This window comes from Pseudomonas fragariae (ex Marin et al. 2024), assembly GCF_059621105.1.
The window spans coordinates 2,795,220-2,814,973 of the sequence record NZ_CM184369.1; the positions used below are offsets into that span (position 1 = coordinate 2,795,220).

A 19,754-nucleotide genomic window follows, 5' to 3' on the forward strand; every position below is an offset into this window, starting at 1 on the left:
GAACGCTGATTAATAGAAATGACCTTGTATAAGTCGCAGGATCTCTATAGGTCCTGTGTTGCATCGGTACTTGGAGCGCTTATCGTTACGGGGATGAGTCTCGAGCAGAGGCTTGACTATCGTGCCAATGCTCCGCGTTGGCATGCATCGGGTGACGCTCTGCGTCACAAATCTTCAGGCTTGCGCAGTATCAAGCGCAAAGGAGTCTCAGGCTCTGACGCTGCCTGTATCTCGGGCCGAATCGAATAATGCGCCATGGCTGCAAGGTGACGCAGAGCGTCACGAAATGCATTACCACGCGGAGCGTGGGAACGAGAATCATCGGGGTGTCAGCCCTGTATTTAGGACTCTTCAAGGCTTGTGTATAACGATGAGCGCGGAGCGTGGGGACGATAATCATTGCTCGAAACTCCGTTTTCTTGCTGAAGAAATACTCAGCGTCAGCCCCGTTGTCAGTCAACCAACTGCACCAGGCTCGGCTCAATCGCATCTGAATTCATTTCAAGTATTGCCAGCGTCACCGGCAGTTTGAAACGCCGCCGTCCGGCGCTGCCCGGATTCAGATACAGCGTGTCGCCGCGCCAGTCGATGAGGGGTTTGTGTGAATGGCCGGTAACAACCAGTTTCACGTTGTCATCCAACAGCGCTGGAACGTCGGCGATGTCGTGGACCAGCAGGACCTCCCAGCCCTCGATGTCGAAGCGCAGGTGATCGGCGATGGGGGTTGCCCAGTCTGCATCCATGTCGTTGTTGCCGCGCACGATGTGCAGGGGGGCGATGGCGGTCAGTTGCTCGACGATGTCCTGGCTGCCGATGTCACCGGCATGGATGATCTGTGCGCAGCCCTGTAGCGCAGCGATGGCTTCAGGACGGAGCAGTCCGTGGGTGTCGGAAATCACACCAACTTTCATACGGGGGCCTCGGGTCGGGGCTGGGTAGAAGCGCAGTGTAACGCGTTGCGCTTCTACGGCCAGTTACAGGATGGGGGGTTATTGGCCGCACCCAAGCGCCAATACCAGCCTCTCCAGGCCGATGCCAAACCCGGCACCCTCCCGATAGGCGCCGCCGCCGACCACTTGTTGCTGCGCACCCAGGCGCGAACATCGCACCTCGAAGCCGTTGCCTTCCAGGTAGTAGCTCAGGCCCCGTTTCACGGCGGTATTGAGTTCATAGTCAAGGCCCAGCGAATCCAGAAAACCGGTGCAGATGGCCTGGCTGCGCAGCAACGCCTGCTGCGGTGAAGGGCTGAGGATTTCCAGCCCCAGCTGGGTGAATTCGCGGTAGCGTCCGGCTTGCGGGCGCTCGTAGCGATAACAGCGTGCGACGTAGAAAAACATTGCGTCACGTCGCCCCTCAAGCAGCGCTTCACTGCGCTCCTGAAACAGCGCCGTGGCTTCGGGTATCAGGCAACAGGCGCGTCCGGCCTTGTCCTCGAAGGCCCACATCTGGCCGATGATTTCGCTGCCGCCGGCTTTTTCGATAAAGGTGTCCTGGCCCCATAAGGCCGGCACTATCGCTTCCTCAGCCCCGGCTTCGATGAAGATAGCTCCGGAAACGGTTTTCTGTGTCACGCAGGGTTGCGGCTTCTGTTCCGGTCACGATGCGGGTTCCGCGTAGCATGGTCATGGGTGATGATCTCCAGTTTTTTCAGGCAATAAAAAAGGCGCCATGGGCGCCTTGGTCGGTTTCACTGATGGGTCAGAATGTGGATCTGTGTCTGGCCAATCGATGAGCACAAGCAACCGCAGCACCTTGAAGCGGGCTGTGGTGGTGATGTCGGTTGCTTCGGGGAAATTGATTCATGGCTGATCCTTGCATGCTTTAACGCAGCGCTCAAATAGCGGTGTTGAAGGACACGGTTTATCTGAGCCGCGCCATGCTGAAGGCATCAACGAACAGGCCATCGCGCACCGCGTAGTTGCGCAGCCGGCCCTCTGTTTCGAAACCGAATTTTCGATACAGACCCTGGGCAGCTTCGTTGTCGACATACACGGTCAATTCCACTCGGCGCAGGTTCATCCAGTTGTCTGCGATGTCCAGTGCTGTTGCCAGCAACTTCGAGCCGACGCCCTTGCTCTGCCAGGCCGATGCGACGCCCATACCGATAGCGCCGACATGGCTTTGCCGACTGCGCGAATACTGCTCCAGGCCAATGCTGCCAATCACCTCGTTGCCATGGAGAGCCACCAGTTTCACGTGTCGCTCGGTACTGGCAGCCAGGCGTTTGCGCCAGACTTCGATGGACTGATAAGGCATCTGCAACACCTGACGGCACACCGCAGGCTCGTTATAGAGTGCTGTGACACCTTCGAGGTGAATGTCGGCCATGCGCTGGATGAGGATTTGCGGGGCAGGGGCGTGCACGTTGATTCTTTCCTTGAATTGCATATCAGGCGTTCGTTCGAGGTACTTTGGCAGCGGATTATCCTGGCCGCAAGCAGGTAATATCGAGATTGGCGCCACAGTGACTCAAGAAGTAATGTATTTGAAACAGCCGAATTGAATGAGGGCCAGCGACACCGCCATTCTGTTCGCACTCATCAAACAAGGAATGACCCTGCCAATGACGGAGCAAAAAATTTACGGTGTTGAAGGCGAGAGCGAGGACTTTCGTGTCGCGGTTGCCAGTGCGCAGCGCACCTTCAGATTCTTCTGGCGCGAGATGTCCTGGGAGCGTCGCCGAATTGTGAAAGCGCTGGACCTGGCTGCGGTAAAGGTGTCCTTCACGACTGACTCAGCCGATCCCGACAGCCCGTCGGTTGAGAACATGTGGGTCACGGATGTCGATTTCGACGGCCTGACCCTCTCGGGCATTCTCATGAATGAGCCTGTATGGGTGAGTTCGATAAATGCCGGGGACCCTGTGTCGGTTTTCCTGGACCGCTTGAATGACTGGGTCTATGTATTTGGCGGTCGCGCATTCGGCGGTTTCACTATCGATGCCCTGCGGTCCGGCATGTCTGCGGCCGAGCGCGTCGAGCATGACCAGGCGTGGGGGTTGGACTTTGGTGAGGCGGGGACCGTTATGCTTGTTCCGCCAGCAGAGGGCAAGTCACCGGTCTGCTTCTCTCGCGCACTGGACAGTGCATCGGATAAACGTGCCTTGAACAAGCTGGAGCGGCTTGAGCATCCGATGGGACTCAACGCACAGGGTGCCGTGGAAGAGGGCCTTCGTGATGACCCGGGTCTGGCCACTGACTACGACGACTCGGGCTGGCAGATGATCCATCGCGAAACCCTCGCCGGTAATTGCAATTTCGTCGCCACGCTTCTGTACATGGGGGCAGATTCTGCGGCGACCAACAGCAACGGCCATGACGTACTGACGCTTGCTCGCATCGCAGGATGGCCGAGAACCATCGAGCTCTTGGAGGGGGATCGGTCGAACCTTGAAAAGCACGTACAGCGTCGTGGCTTTCCAGCCTGGCCCATTGGGCTGGTGATGGCGGTCATCGGGGTGGTCGGCCTTTATTTTGCTGCCTTGAGTCAGTCGACAGGTTCTCTGATTGTCAGAAACGATAGCCTTTTAAGCACTGGGCTTTTCATTGCCCTTGTCTGGTTCCTGGGGCAGGGTCTGATTCTCTGTACGGGCCCCTGGTATTTTCGACTCCGGGAGCGCACGCCGATATGGGGCAAGGCCAGAGCGCTGGATTTGCTGGCAATGCTTATCGGAGTATTGCTCGCTTTCTTCCTGCACGATCACTTGGGTAATTACCTGCATTCCCTTTAAAACGTCCCGCGGCAAAACAGGGCTATTGCTTCCATTTCTTCATAAGTGTACCGTTGTGTTCACTTATGAGGAGGGTCGCACCATGTTAGCCACTTCGCTCGTTCAGCTGTCGCAGGAACCCATAAAGCCAGGTATTGGCTCGCGTATTTTCAACGGCAAGCAGGAACTGCTGTCGGGTCGATTCGCTGGGGAGATCCGGGAACTGCTGGAGCAGCGAGGGGTGCTGGTGTTCCCGCAGATTCATTTTTCCGACGCAGAGCAGATTGCCTTTACTCGCACCCTGGGTACGTTCTGCCCTGAACCCGGCGATGGGCAGAACATCACCCGGATCAGCCTGGATGTGAGAGAGAATCCGGCAGGTGCGGAGTTTCTCAAAGGTTCGCTCTACTGGCACATCGACGGTACGAGCAGCGATTCACCCATTCTGGCGTCGTTGTTGTCCTGCAAGGTGCGCGCCAGTTGGGGAGGCAACACGGGTTTCTGTAACACTTACGCGGCGTACGAGGGGTTATCGAGCGCTGACCAACAGCATTACGACGGTCTGCGCGTCATTCATGCCCCATGGGCATCGTTACTCTATTACAATCCGGAGCCTGGCCTTGCAATGCTTGAGGCCATGCAGGCGATCGGCGAGAAGGAGTTGCCGCTGGTCTGGAAGCACCGATCCGGTCGCAAGTCGCTGATTCTGGGCTGCACCGCGCAGCAGGTCGTTGGCCTCAGCCTGGCGCAAAGTGCGCGGATTCTGGTCGGCCTTCGCGAGTGGGCCACGTCCGAGGCGTTCAGTTACAGCCATGCGTGGCAGGTCGGTGATCTGGTGATCTGGGACAACACCGGCACCATGCATCGGGCGCAAGCCTATGACCCCGAGTGCGGGCGGATGATGCATCGTACCAAGTTGCAGGGCGAAGAGCCCTTCGCCTGATGCGCCGACTGCGAGAGCCGGTTGACGCCCAGGCTTTTATACTGAATGGCTCATTGTGAGCCGGATCGTTTTGCCGGATTGGAGAAACGAGAATGTGCAGACCCAAAGAACCCATTGCGGGTATTTTTCTATTGTTGGTTCTGGCCGCTGGCGGTTGGTTGGCTCAGGAGCCATTTCCTCATTTCGGGATTGATCTGCCTGCAGAAGCCTTGCTGGACGGCGATCACCCGGTCACACCTGTACCGTCCCGACATCGCCTGCAACTCGACGAAGGCCAGTTCAGCAGCGACTTGCTCGAGTCTTAGCCGCTGCATGCGCTGGCAGAGCAGCCCGTGAGTCGACAGCGTTGCTTCAGGACGCAGCCCCGGATCAGCTGCCTTCGTTGATGTTGGCGAAGAAAATGCACCCGATCAATCGGGCGAACAGGGTCAGGGTTTCCGCCAGATCTGGGTCGTCGAACAGTGTCGTTCTTGAGTCCAGAGCGCATAACGCACCATACAGCTGTCCGTCGGGAAGGTAGATCGGCACGCCAGCATAGCTTTCGATGGCGTAGCGCTTCACAACTGGCAGGTTCGCATACCGGCCGTTCGTGCTGATCTGCGGCACGAACAGTGCCTGGGGATTGGTACAAAACTCGTTACAGAGCGTGGTCTCGAGTTCGAACACGTCGCCGTCGTCGATACCCAGGTCAGTGGGGTCATAGACAGAACAGGCGATCCAGTCTGCGTCGGTAAATTTGGCGATACCAGCGAAGCGCATGCCTGTCAGGCGAGTGACAAGTCGCAGCACATTGGTCGTGGCCTCGATCTCGGCAATCGCAGCGCGCTCCTCGATGGTCAACAAGCTGCTTTTTGAGGCGATCAATTCCAGACTCATGTACTTCTCCAGAATACCCAAGTGTGGGTAACGGCCCATGCTAACTGACTGCAATGAAAATGCCATCGGGGTTGGTCGCGCCTGCGAGGATTTATTTTCAAGCGAAATATTGACGCCAGTTTTAAAGTTTGAAGCCTCGCTGCCGACATTTGTGGATTGTATAGATGGCAAGGACAAGCCTCTTGTATTCCACTGATGACCAACGAAAGAGCGACTCCCTGTGATAAATACTCTGCGCAATATTTCTGTCAGGTCCAAGCTTGTGCTCGGGTTTGCTTTGGTCATCGTACTGACGGTGCTGATCGCGCTGACAGGCTGGACAGGCATCACCTCACTGAGCGAACGAAGCGAGCGGATTTCCGACATCGGCAAGCTGAGCGCACTCACGCGAGATGTCCGCATTGCCCGATTGGCCTATTCGGTCAACTATGACGCCGAGCGCGCCAGCAACTGGTTGAAAGCGCTCGAAGGTCTCGAAAATCATGTGAAGTACGCGCAGAAGGTGTTCGATTCTCCGTTGAACGTACCGTTGGTGAATACTGCCGCAGACGCCTTGAAGGATTACCGTATTCACTACGACAACCTCATGCAGGCAACCGCTGCCCGTGAGGCGACCCGTTCGGTGTTTGGCCAGTACGCCGATGCAGGCGCTGATGATTTGCAAAAGCTCAACGCCGTTGCCCGATCCGATGACGGGACTCCCGCGCAGCGCGATGCCATCGTGCAGGCGATGACGCTGTTCCAGAAAATGCGCTTCGACTTGCGTGGCTACACCTATTCGCTGAAGGCGGAAAACCGTGCTCCAGCGGAAACATCGATGAACACGGTTATCGAGTTTGTCAGAAATCTGCAGGGTTTCGATGGCCAGTCGGCGATCATCAAGCACCTTGTGGACTCGATGATCAGCTACCAGAACACCTTGAATCAGTTCACCGCGGCGCAGGCCAGGATTGATCTGGCTCAGGCAGGCATCACCAAAGACATCGGCATCCTGTTTGAATGTGCTGACAAGCTGTCCGAGAACCAGGTCAACCTGAGAGTGGAGGATGTGAGTCAGGCCAAGATGCTGCTCTCTGTCTGGCTGATTGCAGCGTTGATCATGAGTGCCCTGGCGGCGTGGGTCATTACCAACCTTATCGTTGGCCCGCTGCGTGACACACTGAAACTGGCCGAGCGTGTCGCTGATGGTGATCTGACGCACAACCAGGTGGTTACCCGCAAGGATGAACTGGGCCAGCTGCAGGGCAGCATGATGCGCATGACCGGTAACCTGCGCGAGCTGATTGGTGGTCTGCGCGATGGCGTGACACAAATCGCCAGTGCCGCCGAACAGTTGTCGGCCGTCACCGAGCAGACCAGTGCCGGCGTCAACAGCCAGAAGAACGAAACCGATCAGGTCGCCACTGCGATGCACGAAATGTCTGCGACCGTTCAGGAAGTCGCACGCAACGCAGAGCAGGCTTCACACGCTGCGGTCAACGCCTCGAAAGAAGCTCGCGAAGGCGACGGCGTGGTGTCCAAGGCTGTTGCGCAGATCGAGAAGCTTGCGACTGAGGTCACTCACTCCAAGTCCGCGATGGACGATCTCAAGAACGAAAGCAACAAGATTGGTGGCGTGCTCGATGTCATCAAGGCCGTTGCCGAGCAGACCAATCTGCTGGCCCTCAACGCTGCAATCGAAGCAGCGCGTGCGGGCGAAGCAGGCCGAGGCTTTGCGGTGGTGGCTGACGAAGTGAGAAGCCTGGCCCAGCGCACGCAGACGTCGACCGAAGAGATCGCGGCCTTGATCAGCGGCCTGCATACCCGCACGGCGCAGGTGGCGACGATCCTCGACAACAGCCAGGCACTGACTGCAAACAGTGTCGAGCTGACGCGCAATGCGGGTGTTTCCATCAATAACATGACGCAGGCAATCTCGACGATCGAGACGATGAACCATCAGATCGCCGCTGCCGCCGAAGAGCAGAGCGCCGTTGCCGAAGAGATCAACCGCAGTGTCCTGAATGTGCGAGACATCTCCGAACAGACGGCTTCCGCCAGTGAAGAGACCGCTGCGTCGAGCGTCGAGCTCGCTCGTCTGGGCGTGCATCTGCAAAGCCTGGTCAGTCGATTCCGGGTCTGACGTTCATTCCCGGTAAACCCCGGCGCGCACCGCAAAGGCCGCGCGCAGGGGGCGACCCGGTGACCCTCCGGCGGTAAGTCCTTACCGCCCCCAAAGCCCCGTCGCGTACTCCACAAAACTTCTCAGCTTGGGCAGTCGATAACGGTCCTGCACATACAGCAGGTTCATCGGTCGTCGGGGCAAATGGTAGTCCGGGAACAACGCAAACAGCCGGCCTTCCTGCAGGTCGCGCTGTACCAGTGCATCCGGAAGCATCACGACGCCCATGCCTGCACGAGCCGCCTGATAAAGACCGGCGGAAGTGTTGGCCACCATCGAACCGCTGACCTCCACCAGCACGTCGCCGTCTGCGCCGGTCATACGCCATTGTGTACCGGCAGTCCGCCATTCGTCTCCCGCCGGGTAGGCGAACGCCAGGCAATTATGCTCACGAAGATCCTCGGGATGGGTCGGCGTGCCGTGGCGGGCGAGATAGTCCGGCGCGGCGCAGATGGTCAAGGTGTAATCCTGCAGGGGACGGGCGATCAGTGGCGACGATTCTGGAATGTTGCCCAAGCGAATGGCGACGTCAAAACCATTGTCGATCATGTCCAGACGTTGATTGGTCAGTACAAGGTCGAGCCTGACTTCGGGAAAACGCCGCGAGAATTCGACCAGCGCAGGCGCCAGCACTTCCGAACCGAATGTCAGTGGTGCGGTGATGCGCAGCGTACCTGTGGGATCGCCATGAGCCTGCTCGGCCAGTTGCTCGGACTCGGCCACCAGCCCCAATACTTCCAGGCAACGCTCGTAATACGCGGTACCGAATTCCGTCAATCGCTGACGGCGTGTGGTGCGCTGCAAGAGGCTGACGCCCAAGCGCTCCTCCAGTGCGCGCAAGTGATTGCCGACCATGGTGGTGGAAATCGAACACGCTTGCGCCGCTGCCGTCAGGCTGCCTGCCTCGACCACTTTCACGTACACGCGCATTGCCTGAAACAAATCCATTATCAATCCTGGCTTTAAAATGATTGAAGTATTTCGCTGTTTATCCATTTGAGGTGGTTAACGATACTGCAAAAACCGAAACATACCCAAGGAGCTTCACCTCATGACCGCCACCTGCCTGATGAGCACTTACCAACCTCTGGCCCTGAGCTTCACACATGGTCTGGGCACACGTCTGTGGGACCAGAGCGGACGCGAGTACCTGGACGCCGTGGCGGGCGTAGCCGTGACCAATGTGGGGCACTCGCATCCACTGCTGGTCGAGGCGATTCGCGATCAGGCGGGTCTGCTGTTGCACACCTCCAACCTGTACACCATCGACTGGCAGAAGCGCCTGGCGCAGAAACTGACGGCCTTGTCGGGGCTGGACGCGGTGTTTTTCAACAACTCCGGTGCCGAGGCCAACGAGACTGCGCTCAAGCTGGCGCGCCTGCATGGCTGGCACAAGTACATCGAACGGCCCTTGGTCGTGGTCATGGAAAACGCCTTCCACGGCCGCACCCTGGGCACATTGTCGGCCAGTGACGGGCCGGCCGTACGCCTGGGTTTCAGTACCTTGCCGGGCGATTACATCAAAGTGCCATTTGGCGATCTGGCAGCGTTCGACAAGGTTTGTACGACGTATGGGCATCGGATCTGCGCCGTGCTGGTCGAACCGATTCAGGGCGAGGGCGGCGCGCAGGTGGCCCCCGCCGGGTACCTCAAGGCCTTGAGGGAGCGTTGCACGCGGCGTGACTGGCTGTTGATGCTCGACGAAATCCAGACCGGTATGGGCCGGACAGGCAAGTGGTTTGCCTTTCAGCATGAGGGCATCGTTCCGGACGTCATGACCCTGGCCAAGGGATTGGGCAATGGTATACCGATAGGTGCCTGCCTGGCGCGGGGCAGGGCGGCGCAACTGTTCACGCCCGGCAGCCACGGCAGCACCTTCGGCGGTAATCCGCTGGCCTGTCGGGTCGGCTGCACGGTGATCGACATCATCGAACGGCAGGCGCTGGTGGAAAACGCCGCACTGCAAGGCCGGCAGTTGCTGGAAGGGCTGCGCACTGCGCTGGGTGCCCACCCGAACGTGCTGGAAGTTCGTGGCCAGGGTTTGATGATAGGGATCGAGTTGCGCCAGGCGATACCCGAACTGACGCGCATCGCAGCCGAGCAACATGGCCTGTTGATCAATGTCACCCGGGGCAAAATCATCCGCCTGTTACCGCCCTTGGTGCTGGACGCCGCTGAAGTGGGGCAGATTGTCCAAGGCCTGACGGCGAGCCTCGACAGCGCCTGTGATCGGTCGTTTGCACGCTCTGCCTGACGCAACGGATTAAGGAAAAGGACTACATCGGGCTGTACCGGGATGACCCATATGCGGTAGAACAGATCAGCATCGTGTCGGTCTGTACGCGATGGCTACCCAATGGATTTGAAAGGAGCCCACCATGTTAATCCGGTCCCTGACCCTCGCCACCCTGCTTGTCGCTGCCGGTACAGCGCTGGCTGCTGACAGCGATGGCCCTCTGGCACAGGAGCGCGGCAAGTCGCGTCCCTTGATCATCATCGCCCCCAGCAGCATCGATCCGGTGCTGATCAAGCTCAAGAAGTCACTGGACGAGCCTGCCAACCGTGAGGCTTTTGCGCAGCGCAATATGGTGCTGTTCACGGTGGTCAACACCATGGGCGAGCGCGACGGCAAAAGCATGGACCCGCAGTCGACCATGGCATTGATCCGTGAGCTGAAGCTGGGGGCGGGTGTGGGGACCAAGGTCATTCTGGTGGGCAAGGACGGCGAGAAAAAGATCGATAAGACTGTCGGAAAGTCGGAATCGATAGAGCCCAAGGAAATCTTCGCCACTATCGATCAGATGCCGATGCGCGAGCAGGAAGCTGCCGCACCGGCTCCCGAGCCGCCAGCCAAACCCGCGCCTGCCGAAAAACCCGGCAAGCCGGTCAAGGGCGCGGCGCCTGGCAAGACGCTGGACGACTGAATGAACGGCGTGGCGCGCGGCAATCGCGCGCTGCGCATGATGTGTTGCTCAGGTCATTCGCCGCGAATGTACTGCTCGAGTTGTTGAATGAGGTTCGCCTGTTCTGCAATGGCTTCCTTCACCAGGTCACCGATGGACAGCAGGCCCAGCAACTGGCCGCCTTCCACGACCGGCAGGTGGCGCAGATGGCTGTCGGTCATGATCCCCATGCACGCTTCGACGCTGCGTTGCGAGTCGACAGTGATCACTTTGCTGCTCATGATGTCCCTCACCGGTGTCCCCACCGACGAGCGTCCCTTGAGCACTACCTTGCGCGCATAGTCGCGCTCGCTGATGACGCCGACCACCACGTTGCCCTCGACCACCGGCAGCGCACCGATGTTCTTTTCAGCCATTAACTTGAGTGCGTCGAGCACCATCTGATCCGGTCCGATGGTATGCACTTGCTGGTTCTGCAGGTCTTTCAATTTCAGTAGCTGGGCGACGGTTTTCATGGGGCTCTCCGTGATCGGGACCTGGGTGGCTGTAGTGCATTGCCAGAACCACTACAGAATCATCCAGCGCGCAGAATCGAGCAAGCAGTAAATAAGGATCACGGGAATAGGAGGAATCAATTGTCCATGCCCCTCAATGTGCCGCTAATTCGCCTCCAGACGCGCCTTTAGCCTCATAGCCAAGTAGAATCATTTGTTTCACCGGGCGGTCGAGGTAACAGCGTTGGATGTACAGCAGGGCTTTATCCTGAGTCGGCACTGGCAAGATACGCCCGCCGGGACCGAGGTCGACTTCTGGTTGGCCACCGATCAGGGCCCGCGCCATATTCGCCTGCCTTGCCAGCCCTCTGTCGCCTTTATTCCTGCCGAACAGGGTGAGCGGGCCCGATCGTTGTTGCGTACCGAACGTGGCGTAGAACTGCGTCCGCTTGAGCTCTGTGATTTTCGTCACCGTCCGGTGCTGGGTGTGTATTGCCAGCAGCACCGCCAGTTGATGAACATCGAAAAGTTGCTGCGCAGAGGCAATGTAGACGTCTATGAAGCGGACATTCGCCCGCCGGAACGCTACCTGATGGAACGCTTCATCACCGCGCCGGTGCAGTTTGGCGGCACGCCGGATGCCGATGGGGTGCTGTGCGACGCGCAGATCAGACCATCGCCCGATTACCGTCCTAATCTGAGGCTGGTCTCGCTGGATATCGAAACCACCGCCCGCGGCGAGCTGTATTCGATTGCACTGGAGGGCTGTGGGCAGCGCCAGGTCTACATGCTGGGGCCGGCCAACGGTGGTGACGAGACGCTGGATTTTCAGCTCGATTATTGCGATACCCGCGCGCAGTTGCTCGAACGCCTGAACGACTGGCTGGCGCTGCACGACCCTGATGCGATTATCGGCTGGAACGTTATCCAGTTCGATTTACGCGTGCTGCATGAGCATGCCCAGCGCCTGCAAGTGCCGTTAAGGCTTGGGCGTGGCGGTGAAGCGATGGGCTGGCGTGAGCATGGCAGTCGCAACAACCATTTTTTTGCCGACGTGAGCGGGCGGCTGATCATCGACGGAATCGAGGCATTGCGCTCGGCGACCTGGAGCTTTCCGTCGTTCAGCCTCGAATACGTCGCGCAGACTCTGCTGGGCGAAGGCAAGGCCATCGACACGCCTTATCAGCGTATGGACGAAATCAACCGCATGTTCGCCGAGGACAAACCGGCGCTGGCGCGTTACAACATCAAGGACTGCGAACTGGTCACGCGCATCTTTGCCAAGACCCAATTGCTGACCTTTCTGCTCGAGCGCGCCACGGTCACCGGTCTGCCTGCCGACCGCAGCGGTGGTTCGGTTGCGGCTTTCTGCCATTTGTATATCCCGCTGATGCATCGCCAGGGTTTCGTGGCGCCCAACCTGGGCGAGCGCCTGCCAGAGGCCAGCCCTGGCGGTTTTGTCATGGATTCCCAGCCAGGGCTGTATGAGTCGGTGCTGGTACTGGACTACAAGAGCCTTTATCCGTCGATCATTCGTACCTTTCTGATTGATCCGGTGGGCTTGATCGAAGGCCTGCGCCATCCAGCGGACAGCGAGTCGGTGCCGGGCTTTCGCGGCGCGCGCTTCTCGCGCACCCGTCACAGCCTGCCAGCCATCGTCGAGCGCGTGTGGCAAGGTCGGGAAGCGGCCAAGCGCGAGCAGAACGCCCCCTTGTCCCAGGCGCTGAAAATCATCATGAATGCCTTCTACGGCGTGTTGGGCTCGAGCGGCTGTCGCTTTTTCGATCCGCGCCTGGCTTCATCGATCACCCTGCGTGGGCATGAAATAATGCTCAAGACCCGCGACCTCATTCAGGCGCAGGGCTACACGGTGATCTATGGCGATACCGACTCGACATTCGTCTGGCTGGGCCGTCCTCATGGGCAAGAGGAGGCAGCAAGCATCGGCAAGGCGCTGGTGCAGCAGGTCAATCAGTGGTGGCGCGAGCACTTGCACGCCGAGTACGGTTTGCACAGTGCCCTTGAACTGCAATACGAAACGCATTTTCGGCGCTTCCTGATGCCCACCGTGCGCGGTGCGGAGGAGGGCAGCAAGAAGCGTTACGCCGGCCTGGTGACCCGTGCTGACGGTTCCGAGGAGATGGTCTACAAGGGCCTCGAAACGGTACGCACCGACTGGTCGCCACTGGCTCAGCAGTTTCAGCAGGAGCTGTACCTGCGGATCTTCAAACGCCAGCCGTATCAGGATTACGTGCGTGACTACGTGCAATGCACCCTGTCAGGCGAGCTGGATGACCTGTTGATTTACCGCAAGCGCTTGCGTCGCAAGCTCGATGACTACCAGCGCAACGTGCCGCCTCATGTACGCGCTGCACGGCTGGCCGACGAATACAACGACCAGCAGGGGCGACCGCGTCAGTACCAGAGTGGCGGCTGGATCAGCTACGTGATGACCACCGCCGGGCCGGAACCGCTGGAGATTCGTCACGCCCCGATTGACTACGATCACTACGTGACTCGCCAGTTGCAACCGCTGGCAGATGCCATCCTGCCGTTCGTTGACGACGATTTCAGCACCCTGATCGGTGGGCAGTTGGGGCTGTTTTAAAACGAAACCAACTGTTCGGCCAGCCACGGCAAGGCCTGCTCACAGGACGCTTCGATCTTCATTTCAAGCAGCTCGTCCGCCCGGGTCTTGCCATGGTTGATGGCGATGACCGGTTTGCCCTGTTCGGCCATGGCCTTGCACAGACGGAATGCCGACCAGGCCATCAATGACGTGCCCACCACCAGCAGACCTTCTGCGTCCTCGACACTTTGCGTAGCCCTGGCAGCGGTCTGCGCGGCGACGTTTTCACCGAAGAACACGACGTCCGGCTTGAGCCTGTCGCCCCCACAGTGCGGACAGCGGGGCACCTCGAAACTGGCTTCGAACGCCGGGTCTAGCAGGGTATCGCCGTCCGGTGCCTGTGTCGCGTGGACGCCGATCAGATAAAGGTTGTGCGCCAGCATCTGCTCTTGAATTCCTGCACGGTCGCTGCGCTGCTGGCAATCCAGACACAGCACCCGGTGCAGGCTGCCGTGCAGCTCGATGACGTCCCGGCTTCCGGCCTGTGTGTGCAGTGCATCGACGTTCTGGGTGATCAGTCCGGTAATGGCGTGTTCAGCCTGCAGCGCAGCCAGGGCCAGATGCGCGGCATTGGCCTGTGCCGCGCGGATCCGCGGCCAGCCGAGCATGGCGCGTGCCCAGTAGCGCTGGCGCGCTGCAGGGTTGCCGAGAAATTCCTGATACATCATCGGCTGCTTGCCGCGCCGCACGCCATTCTTGTCGCGGTAGTCCGGAATGCCGGATGCGGTGCTGATGCCTGCGCCGGTCACCACCAGAAACGGTTTGTCGGCCATTACCTGGCATAGCGTGTCGAGCAGATCTCGGATTGGGCTGTCGAGCATGTTTGAACCTCGGGTGGCCTGCCTCTTGTGACTGGACACATTATCATCTGGCATGCAGGTAGCGTTGCGACTGCCACAGCTGTGAGCCGCCGTGGCCGACGTTGGTTCAATATCCCGTTGTTCACCCGGCTGTGGACGTGGCACTCTGGTTTTTTATACCGGAAAGGACGCCCCGATGCGCTCGTTCGATTTCAAGCAACTGGATGTCTTCACTGATCAGCCTCTGCTCGGCAATCCGCTGGCGGCGGTGCTGGGCGCTGACGGGCTGAGTGACGAGCAGATGGCCGCCTTTGCCCGCTGGACCAACCTGAGTGAGACCACGTTTCTGCTCAAGCCGACAGACCCGCGTGCCGACTATCGCGTGCGTATTTTCACCACCCTTGAAGAGCTGCCGTTCGCTGGCCATCCCACCCTGGGCAGTTGCCACGCCTGGCTGGAAAGCGGTGGCGTGCCTCGCGGTGAGGAAATCATTCAGGAATGCGGCATCGGCCTGGTGCGTATCCGCAAGGATGCCGCCGGGCTGGCATTTACCGCGCCGCCGCTGTTGCGCTCAGGCGCCGTGGACGCCACGTTTGTCGAGCGGATTCGCCTCGGTCTGAAGCTGGCTTCCGAGAGCATTCTGGACGCCCGCTGGGTCGATAATGGCCCTGGCTGGGTCGCACTGCGGCTGAAAGATCGTGCAACCGTTCTTGCTCTGCAGCCTGACCATGTTCAACTGGACGGCTTGAAAATCGGCGTTATCGGAGCGTGGGACGCTGATGTGGACGGTGTAGATGCCCAATTCGAGGTGCGTGCGTTTGTTTCCGGCGACGGTATGGCTGAAGACCCGGTGACCGGCAGTCTCAATGCCGGCATCGCTCGCTGGTTCCTGGAGGAAGGCCTGGCACCGGAGCGCTATGTCGTGAGTCAGGGCACTGCGCTCGGACGCAAGGGGCGGGTGTCCGTTCAGCGTGCAGGTGAGGATATCTGGGTGGGCGGCTCGACTGTGACGTGCATCGACGGAAGGGTTACGCTCTAGAGGATCGGGCTGGAAAGCCCCATGTGCGAGATACAGGCAGCACCAAAGCCTTAGACTCCTTTGCCCTTGATACCAGGCAGCAGATGTGTGACGCGGAGCGTCACGAAATGCATGCCAACTCGGAGCATTGGCGCGTTAGTCAAAACAGACTTGTGTATACCGACGCGCTCAATCCTTCAGCGCAATCTTCTTGCCGCGTCTGGCGGCGATGTCGCTGGCCTGGCCGTCACGCTGCTTGCCGGTGCGGGCCTGGGTGATCAGGGCAGGGATCAGCGGGCCTTCCGGCAGGTTTTTCCAGAAGCGCGAAGGGAAGTGACCTTCCATGACCTTGGGGTTCAGGCGCGCAGGGTTGAAGATGTGGCTGTAGTAGGTCAGCCACAGTTCGCCATGCGGGTCTTCCACCTGCCGGGCCATGGTCTGCCAGGCTTGCGGGCAGCGTCGCTCATGAATCAGTTGTTGGCCGTCGTAATACACGCCGTCCTGAGGCGTGGCGATCATCCAGCGATGCTGACCCATACGGCCGATGAAATGCTCGCTGGCACTGAGCAGAATATCGTGGGCCGGTTCGTGCCAGGCCACGTACTGCGGACGCATCAGAGCTTCGTCGGCAGCCACGGGCGGCAGCGCGACAAACCGCAGAAACGCATGCAGATGATGGGCCTCACGCCTTACCGATTTGAGGCGGCGATGCAATTCACTGCCGAGTTTGTCACCGGCCATCATGGCGGTGCGATCACCGTGGGTCACGCGCCACAACACTTCGTACAGAAGGCTCCAGCGCTGATCGCCCCGATAGTGCGAGGCGCTCTCCAGCAACTGCACCAACTCCAGCGGAACCCGTGCCTGAAAAGGCCCGGCTTCCCTGGGGTACTCTTCTTCACTGCCGAACAGGTCGGCGGCATCCGGCGACTTCCAGCTGACCTGGCTGGGGTCGATTTCATGGCTCAACAGCCAGCGAGCCTGTTGTCGCCAGGTCTCGAACAGGTCGTCGCAGTCGAGGCAGATCATCCCCACAGGCCCATTTGCTGAGGCTGAGGCCGGTCGCGCAACTGGTGATGCAGGAACTCGCTGGTGGTTTCCGCGTGCGGCGGGTGGTAATCACTGGTAATGATGAACGGCTTGGCCTTGGCCAGTATGCAGCGCATGCGGGTGAGGTCTTCGTAGCGGATGCGTCGCTGTCTGCGCAGCTCGACCAGCCGCTGCGTGGTGCGGATGCCAATACCCGGCACCCTGGCGATCAGCGCCGGGTCCGCCTGGTTCAGGTCCAGCGGGAAAACCTGGCGGTTGCCCAGCGCCCAGGCCAGTTTAGGGTCGATGTCCAGCGCCAGATCACCGGGGCCGTCGAGCAGTTCACCCGCGGTAAAACCATAGCCGCGCAGCAGAAAGTCAGCCTGATACAGGCGATGCTCGCGCATCAGAGGCGGTGCCGCCAGGGGAACGCTGTTGGGGCTGTTGGGTATCGGGCTGAACGCAGAATAGTAGACCCGGCGCAGCTTGAAGTTGCTGTACAGCGACTGCGCGCTGTGCAGGATGGTGCTGTCGTCGGTGGCATCGGCACCGACAATCATCTGCGTGCTCTGCCCGGCAGGCGCAAAGCGCGGCGAGCGAGGCTCGTTGCGCACCGTCTGCTCACCGGTGTAAATCGTCTGCATGGCCTGCTTGATCGACGCGACGTCTTTTTCCGGGGCCAGGGTCTGCAGGCTCAGGTCAGTTGGCAGCTCGATGTTCACGCTGAGACGGTCGGCGTAGCGGCCGGCCTTTTCGATCAGCGCCGGATCGGCGTCAGGGATGGTCTTGAGGTGGATGTAGCCGCGAAACTCATGCACCTCGCGCAACAGCCGGGCAACTTCGACCAGTTGCTCCATGGTGTAGTCCGCGGAGCGAATGATCCCGGAACTCAAAAACAGCCCGCTCACGCAATTGCGGCGATAGAAGTCCAGGGTCAGGGTGACCACTTCTTCGGGAGTGAAGCGCGCACGGGGCACATCGCTGGAGCGACGGTTGACGCAGTACTGGCAGTCGTAAAGACAGAAGTTGGTCAGGAGGATTTTCAGCAGCGACACGCAACGCCCGTCCGGCGTATAGCTGTGGCAGATGCCCATGCCATTGGTGGAACCGAGCCCGGACTTGTCCTGCGAGCTGCGCTTGGGTGCTCCACTGCTGGCGCACGACGCATCGTACTTGGCGGCGTCTGCCAGAATGCTGAGCTTGTCGATAAGCTGCATGAAGTGCCCCTTGACTGTTTGTATATACAGTATAGGGAGGCGTGCAGTGTCACAAGTACCGCACGGCGGAGTTGTGCGTGGCGATTCTGAAACTGATCTGCGCGGGAGTTTATCTGCGTGGCTGGAAAGCAAGGTGCCGGCATGAATGTTATTTAATAACATTTATCCGGTTGATATGTAATACTGTAACAAATAGTTGCAGGTTACTTTTACTTGAAAAATCCTCCTGACGCTTCGACAGCAAGCGCTTCGATAGCAGGTTCCGTGCTGGCTCAGTCGGCCTGGAAGCGCGTCCTGTTTTCCCTGGCGATACTGATATTGCTCTGGCTGGCCATTGGCTGGTCGGTGGCGATTCCATGAGTGCCGCCATCGCTCTGGAAAACCTCACGGTGGCGTATGAACGCCGCCCGGCCGTGCACCACATCAGCGGGCGCTTCGAGGCCGGTAGCCTGACGGCTATCGTCGGGCCCAACGGCGCGGGTAAATCGACGCTGATCAAGGCCATCGCCGGCACCATGAAGCCTGCTCAGGGGCGCGTCGACCGGGGGCGTCTGGCAACCCGCACAATTGGCTATCTGCCGCAGGCCGCAGAAATCGATCGCAGCTTTCCGCTGAGCGTTGCGGATACGGTTTCGATGGGCGCCTGGCACAGCATCGGCCCGTTTCGCAGCCTGACCCGCAATCACGCGCGTCTGACCGGCGAGGCGCTGACGACTGTCGGCCTTGAGGGTTTTGAAGGGCGTAGCGTGGGCTCGCTGTCGTCTGGCCAGTTTCAGCGGGTGTTGTTCGCCAGGCTGCTGTTGCAGGACGCCTCGGTGATTCTGCTGGATGAGCCGTTCACTGCCATCGACGCGCGCACCACGCGTGATCTGTTGCAACTGGTGCGCGCCTGGCACGGGCAGGGGCGCACGGTGATTGCCGTACTGCACGATATCGAACAGGTCCGTCAGCACTTTCCGCAAACCCTGTTGATGGCTCGCGAAGCCATTGCTTGGGGTGAGACCTCGCATGTGCTTAGCGACGCCAACCTGCGCAAGGCGCGCAACATGGCTGAATACTGGAGCCCGGATGCCTTGTTGTGTGATGCCGAGGACGACGCATGATGCTCTATAGCCTGGTGGTTGAGCCGTTTATCGAATTCGGCTTCATGCGCCGCGCGCTGGTGGCGTGTCTGGCGCTGGGCATCGGCTCGGGGCCGGTCGGCGTGCTGTTGATGTTGCGGCGTATGAGTCTGGTGGGCGATGCGATGAGCCATGCGGTGCTGCCGGGCGCGGCGGTGGGTTTCATGGTCGCCGGTCTGTCGTTGCCGGCAATGGGGTTCGGCGGCCTGATCGCCGGGCTGGCAGTGGCCTTGCTGTCCGGTCTGGTGAGTCGACTGACCTCGTTACGCGAAGACGCCAGCTTTGCCAGCTTCTACCTGACCTCGCTGGCCGCCGGGGTGCTGATCGTGTCGCTGCATGGTTCCAGCGTCGATCTGCTGCACGTATTGTTCGGCACCATTCTGGCCATTGATGACACGGCGATCTACATGGTCGGCAGTATTGCCTCCTTCACCCTCATTCTGCTGGCGATCATCTATCGCCCGCTGGTGCTGGAGTGCTTCGATCCGGGCTTTCTGCGTGCGGTCGGCGGGCGCGGCTCGCTGTACCACGTTCTGTTCCTGCTGCTGGTGGTGCTCAACCTGGTCGCAGGCTTTCAGGCGCTGGGCACACTGATGGCGGTGGGCATGATGATGCTGCCGGCAACCGCCGCACGTTTCTGGACCCACTCGCTGAGTGGCCTGATGATGATTTCGACGCTGCTCGCGACCTTGTCCGGGCTTATCGGGCTGATCGTTTCCTACCACCTTGGCGTCGCCTCGGGGCCGGCCATTGTGCTCACGGCCAGTGCGTTCTACGGCATCTCCCTGTTGTTCGGGCGCACGGGCATCGTGCGCCGGCTGTTTCCCAAACCTCACCTGGCTCACTGAAAAAGG

At 59.7% G+C, this 19,754-nt stretch carries 19 protein-coding genes and 2 pseudogenes; 12 read left to right on the plus strand and 9 right to left on the minus strand.

What is annotated here, in order from left to right; translation table 11 throughout:
- Positions 1-452: 452 nt before the first annotated feature.
- From AC54XV_RS12440 to AC54XV_RS12450, 3 genes are all read right to left on the minus strand, one after another.
- Entirely contained in the window at positions 453-911 is a 459-nt protein-coding gene (locus tag AC54XV_RS12440; RefSeq protein WP_024659618.1) for a metallophosphoesterase family protein, read from the minus strand.
- A 78-nt stretch (positions 912-989) separates the two neighbouring features.
- Positions 990-1,571 (minus strand): ATP phosphoribosyltransferase regulatory subunit, encoded by a 582-nt coding sequence (locus tag AC54XV_RS12445; protein ID WP_011267614.1) that lies wholly within the window; start codon positions 1,569-1,571, stop codon positions 990-992.
- Between the two features lie 289 nt (positions 1,572-1,860).
- Positions 1,861-2,364, minus strand: a complete 504-nt coding sequence (locus tag AC54XV_RS12450) for a GNAT family N-acetyltransferase (protein WP_024651495.1) — start codon at positions 2,362-2,364, stop codon at positions 1,861-1,863.
- Positions 2,365-2,503: 139 nt separating this feature from the next.
- Between AC54XV_RS12450 and AC54XV_RS12455 the strand changes: the two genes are divergently transcribed.
- From AC54XV_RS12455 to AC54XV_RS12465, 3 genes are all read left to right on the plus strand, one after another.
- The gene (locus AC54XV_RS12455) at positions 2,504-3,730 is read left to right on the plus strand and encodes a YegJ family protein (protein WP_011267616.1); all 1,227 of its coding nucleotides are present in this window, start codon (positions 2,504-2,506) and stop codon (positions 3,728-3,730) included.
- An 82-nt stretch (positions 3,731-3,812) separates the two neighbouring features.
- Positions 3,813-4,652 carry a TauD/TfdA dioxygenase family protein gene (locus AC54XV_RS12460; protein ID WP_024659616.1) on the plus strand — a complete coding sequence of 280 codons (840 nt, stop codon included), beginning with the start codon at positions 3,813-3,815 and terminating at the stop codon, positions 4,650-4,652.
- A 92-nt stretch (positions 4,653-4,744) separates the two neighbouring features.
- On the plus strand, positions 4,745-4,957 hold the full coding sequence (locus tag AC54XV_RS12465; RefSeq protein WP_003405632.1) for a hypothetical protein: 213 nt from the start codon (positions 4,745-4,747) through the stop codon (positions 4,955-4,957).
- 64 nt (positions 4,958-5,021) lie between these two features.
- On the opposite strand, the gene AC54XV_RS12470 is transcribed toward AC54XV_RS12465, so the two are convergent.
- Positions 5,022-5,528 carry a GAF domain-containing protein gene (locus AC54XV_RS12470; RefSeq protein ID WP_011267618.1) on the minus strand — a complete coding sequence of 169 codons (507 nt, stop codon included), beginning with the start codon at positions 5,526-5,528 and terminating at the stop codon, positions 5,022-5,024.
- Between the two features lie 220 nt (positions 5,529-5,748).
- Between AC54XV_RS12470 and AC54XV_RS12475 the strand changes: the two are divergent.
- Both AC54XV_RS12475 and AC54XV_RS12480 read left to right on the plus strand, forming a co-directional pair.
- A pseudogene (locus AC54XV_RS12475) lies at positions 5,749-6,795 on the plus strand (methyl-accepting chemotaxis protein); the annotation flags it as partial.
- 255 nt (positions 6,796-7,050) lie between these two features.
- Positions 7,051-7,650 (plus strand): annotated as a pseudogene (locus AC54XV_RS12480) (methyl-accepting chemotaxis protein); the annotation flags it as partial.
- An 81-nt stretch (positions 7,651-7,731) separates the two neighbouring features.
- Here the strand turns inward: AC54XV_RS12480 and AC54XV_RS12485 are convergent.
- Complete coding sequence (locus AC54XV_RS12485; RefSeq protein WP_003405623.1) at positions 7,732-8,637, minus strand: LysR family transcriptional regulator; 906 nt, start codon at positions 8,635-8,637, stop codon at positions 7,732-7,734.
- Between the two features lie 103 nt (positions 8,638-8,740).
- Between AC54XV_RS12485 and AC54XV_RS12490 the strand changes: the two genes are divergently transcribed.
- Positions 8,741-9,943 (plus strand): aspartate aminotransferase family protein, encoded by a 1,203-nt coding sequence (locus AC54XV_RS12490; protein ID WP_058398495.1) that lies wholly within the window; start codon positions 8,741-8,743, stop codon positions 9,941-9,943.
- Positions 9,944-10,067: 124 nt separating this feature from the next.
- Entirely contained in the window at positions 10,068-10,613 is a 546-nt protein-coding gene (locus tag AC54XV_RS12495; RefSeq protein ID WP_011267621.1) for a DUF4174 domain-containing protein, read from the plus strand.
- Between the two features lie 53 nt (positions 10,614-10,666).
- On the opposite strand, the gene AC54XV_RS12500 is transcribed toward AC54XV_RS12495, so the two are convergent.
- Positions 10,667-11,107: a CBS domain-containing protein gene (locus AC54XV_RS12500; RefSeq protein ID WP_003405616.1), complete on the minus strand. Its 441-nt coding sequence runs from the start codon at positions 11,105-11,107 to the stop codon at positions 10,667-10,669.
- A gap of 223 nt (positions 11,108-11,330) precedes the next feature.
- Between AC54XV_RS12500 and AC54XV_RS12505 the strand changes: the two genes are divergently transcribed.
- Positions 11,331-13,694, plus strand: a complete 2,364-nt coding sequence (locus AC54XV_RS12505) for a DNA polymerase II (RefSeq protein WP_058398496.1) — start codon at positions 11,331-11,333, stop codon at positions 13,692-13,694.
- Here the strand turns inward: AC54XV_RS12505 and AC54XV_RS12510 are convergent.
- Positions 13,691-14,536, minus strand: coding sequence for an NAD-dependent protein deacetylase (locus tag AC54XV_RS12510; protein ID WP_058398497.1), 846 nt, complete (start codon positions 14,534-14,536; stop codon positions 13,691-13,693). The two genes, AC54XV_RS12505 and AC54XV_RS12510, sit on opposite strands and share 4 nt — an antisense overlap.
- A gap of 175 nt (positions 14,537-14,711) precedes the next feature.
- Here AC54XV_RS12510 and AC54XV_RS12515 point away from each other — a divergent pair, with 175 nt between their 5' ends.
- Positions 14,712-15,554: a PhzF family phenazine biosynthesis protein gene (locus tag AC54XV_RS12515; protein ID WP_011267624.1), complete on the plus strand. Its 843-nt coding sequence runs from the start codon at positions 14,712-14,714 to the stop codon at positions 15,552-15,554.
- A 168-nt stretch (positions 15,555-15,722) separates the two neighbouring features.
- On the opposite strand, the gene AC54XV_RS12520 is transcribed toward AC54XV_RS12515, so the two are convergent.
- Positions 15,723-16,562 carry a TIGR03915 family putative DNA repair protein gene (locus AC54XV_RS12520; protein WP_011267625.1) on the minus strand — a complete coding sequence of 280 codons (840 nt, stop codon included), beginning with the start codon at positions 16,560-16,562 and terminating at the stop codon, positions 15,723-15,725.
- Complete coding sequence (locus tag AC54XV_RS12525) at positions 16,559-17,779, minus strand: putative DNA modification/repair radical SAM protein (RefSeq protein WP_003405604.1); 1,221 nt, start codon at positions 17,777-17,779, stop codon at positions 16,559-16,561. Before AC54XV_RS12525 ends, AC54XV_RS12520 begins: the two co-directional genes overlap by 4 nt.
- A gap of 213 nt (positions 17,780-17,992) precedes the next feature.
- On the opposite strand from AC54XV_RS12525, the gene AC54XV_RS12530 reads away from it, so the two are divergent.
- The 3 genes from AC54XV_RS12530 to AC54XV_RS12540 are packed head-to-tail and all read left to right on the plus strand — an operon-like array spanning position 17,993 to position 19,748.
- Positions 17,993-18,139, plus strand: a complete 147-nt coding sequence (locus AC54XV_RS12530) for a hypothetical protein (RefSeq protein ID WP_153795665.1) — start codon at positions 17,993-17,995, stop codon at positions 18,137-18,139.
- The gene (gene aztA, locus AC54XV_RS12535; RefSeq protein ID WP_003405598.1) at positions 18,136-18,882 is read left to right on the plus strand and encodes a zinc ABC transporter ATP-binding protein AztA; all 747 of its coding nucleotides are present in this window, start codon (positions 18,136-18,138) and stop codon (positions 18,880-18,882) included. Before AC54XV_RS12530 ends, aztA begins: the two co-directional genes overlap by 4 nt.
- On the plus strand, positions 18,879-19,748 hold the full coding sequence (locus AC54XV_RS12540) for a metal ABC transporter permease (RefSeq protein WP_058398498.1): 870 nt from the start codon (positions 18,879-18,881) through the stop codon (positions 19,746-19,748). Before aztA ends, AC54XV_RS12540 begins: the two co-directional genes overlap by 4 nt.
- Positions 19,749-19,754: the final 6 nt, after the last annotated feature.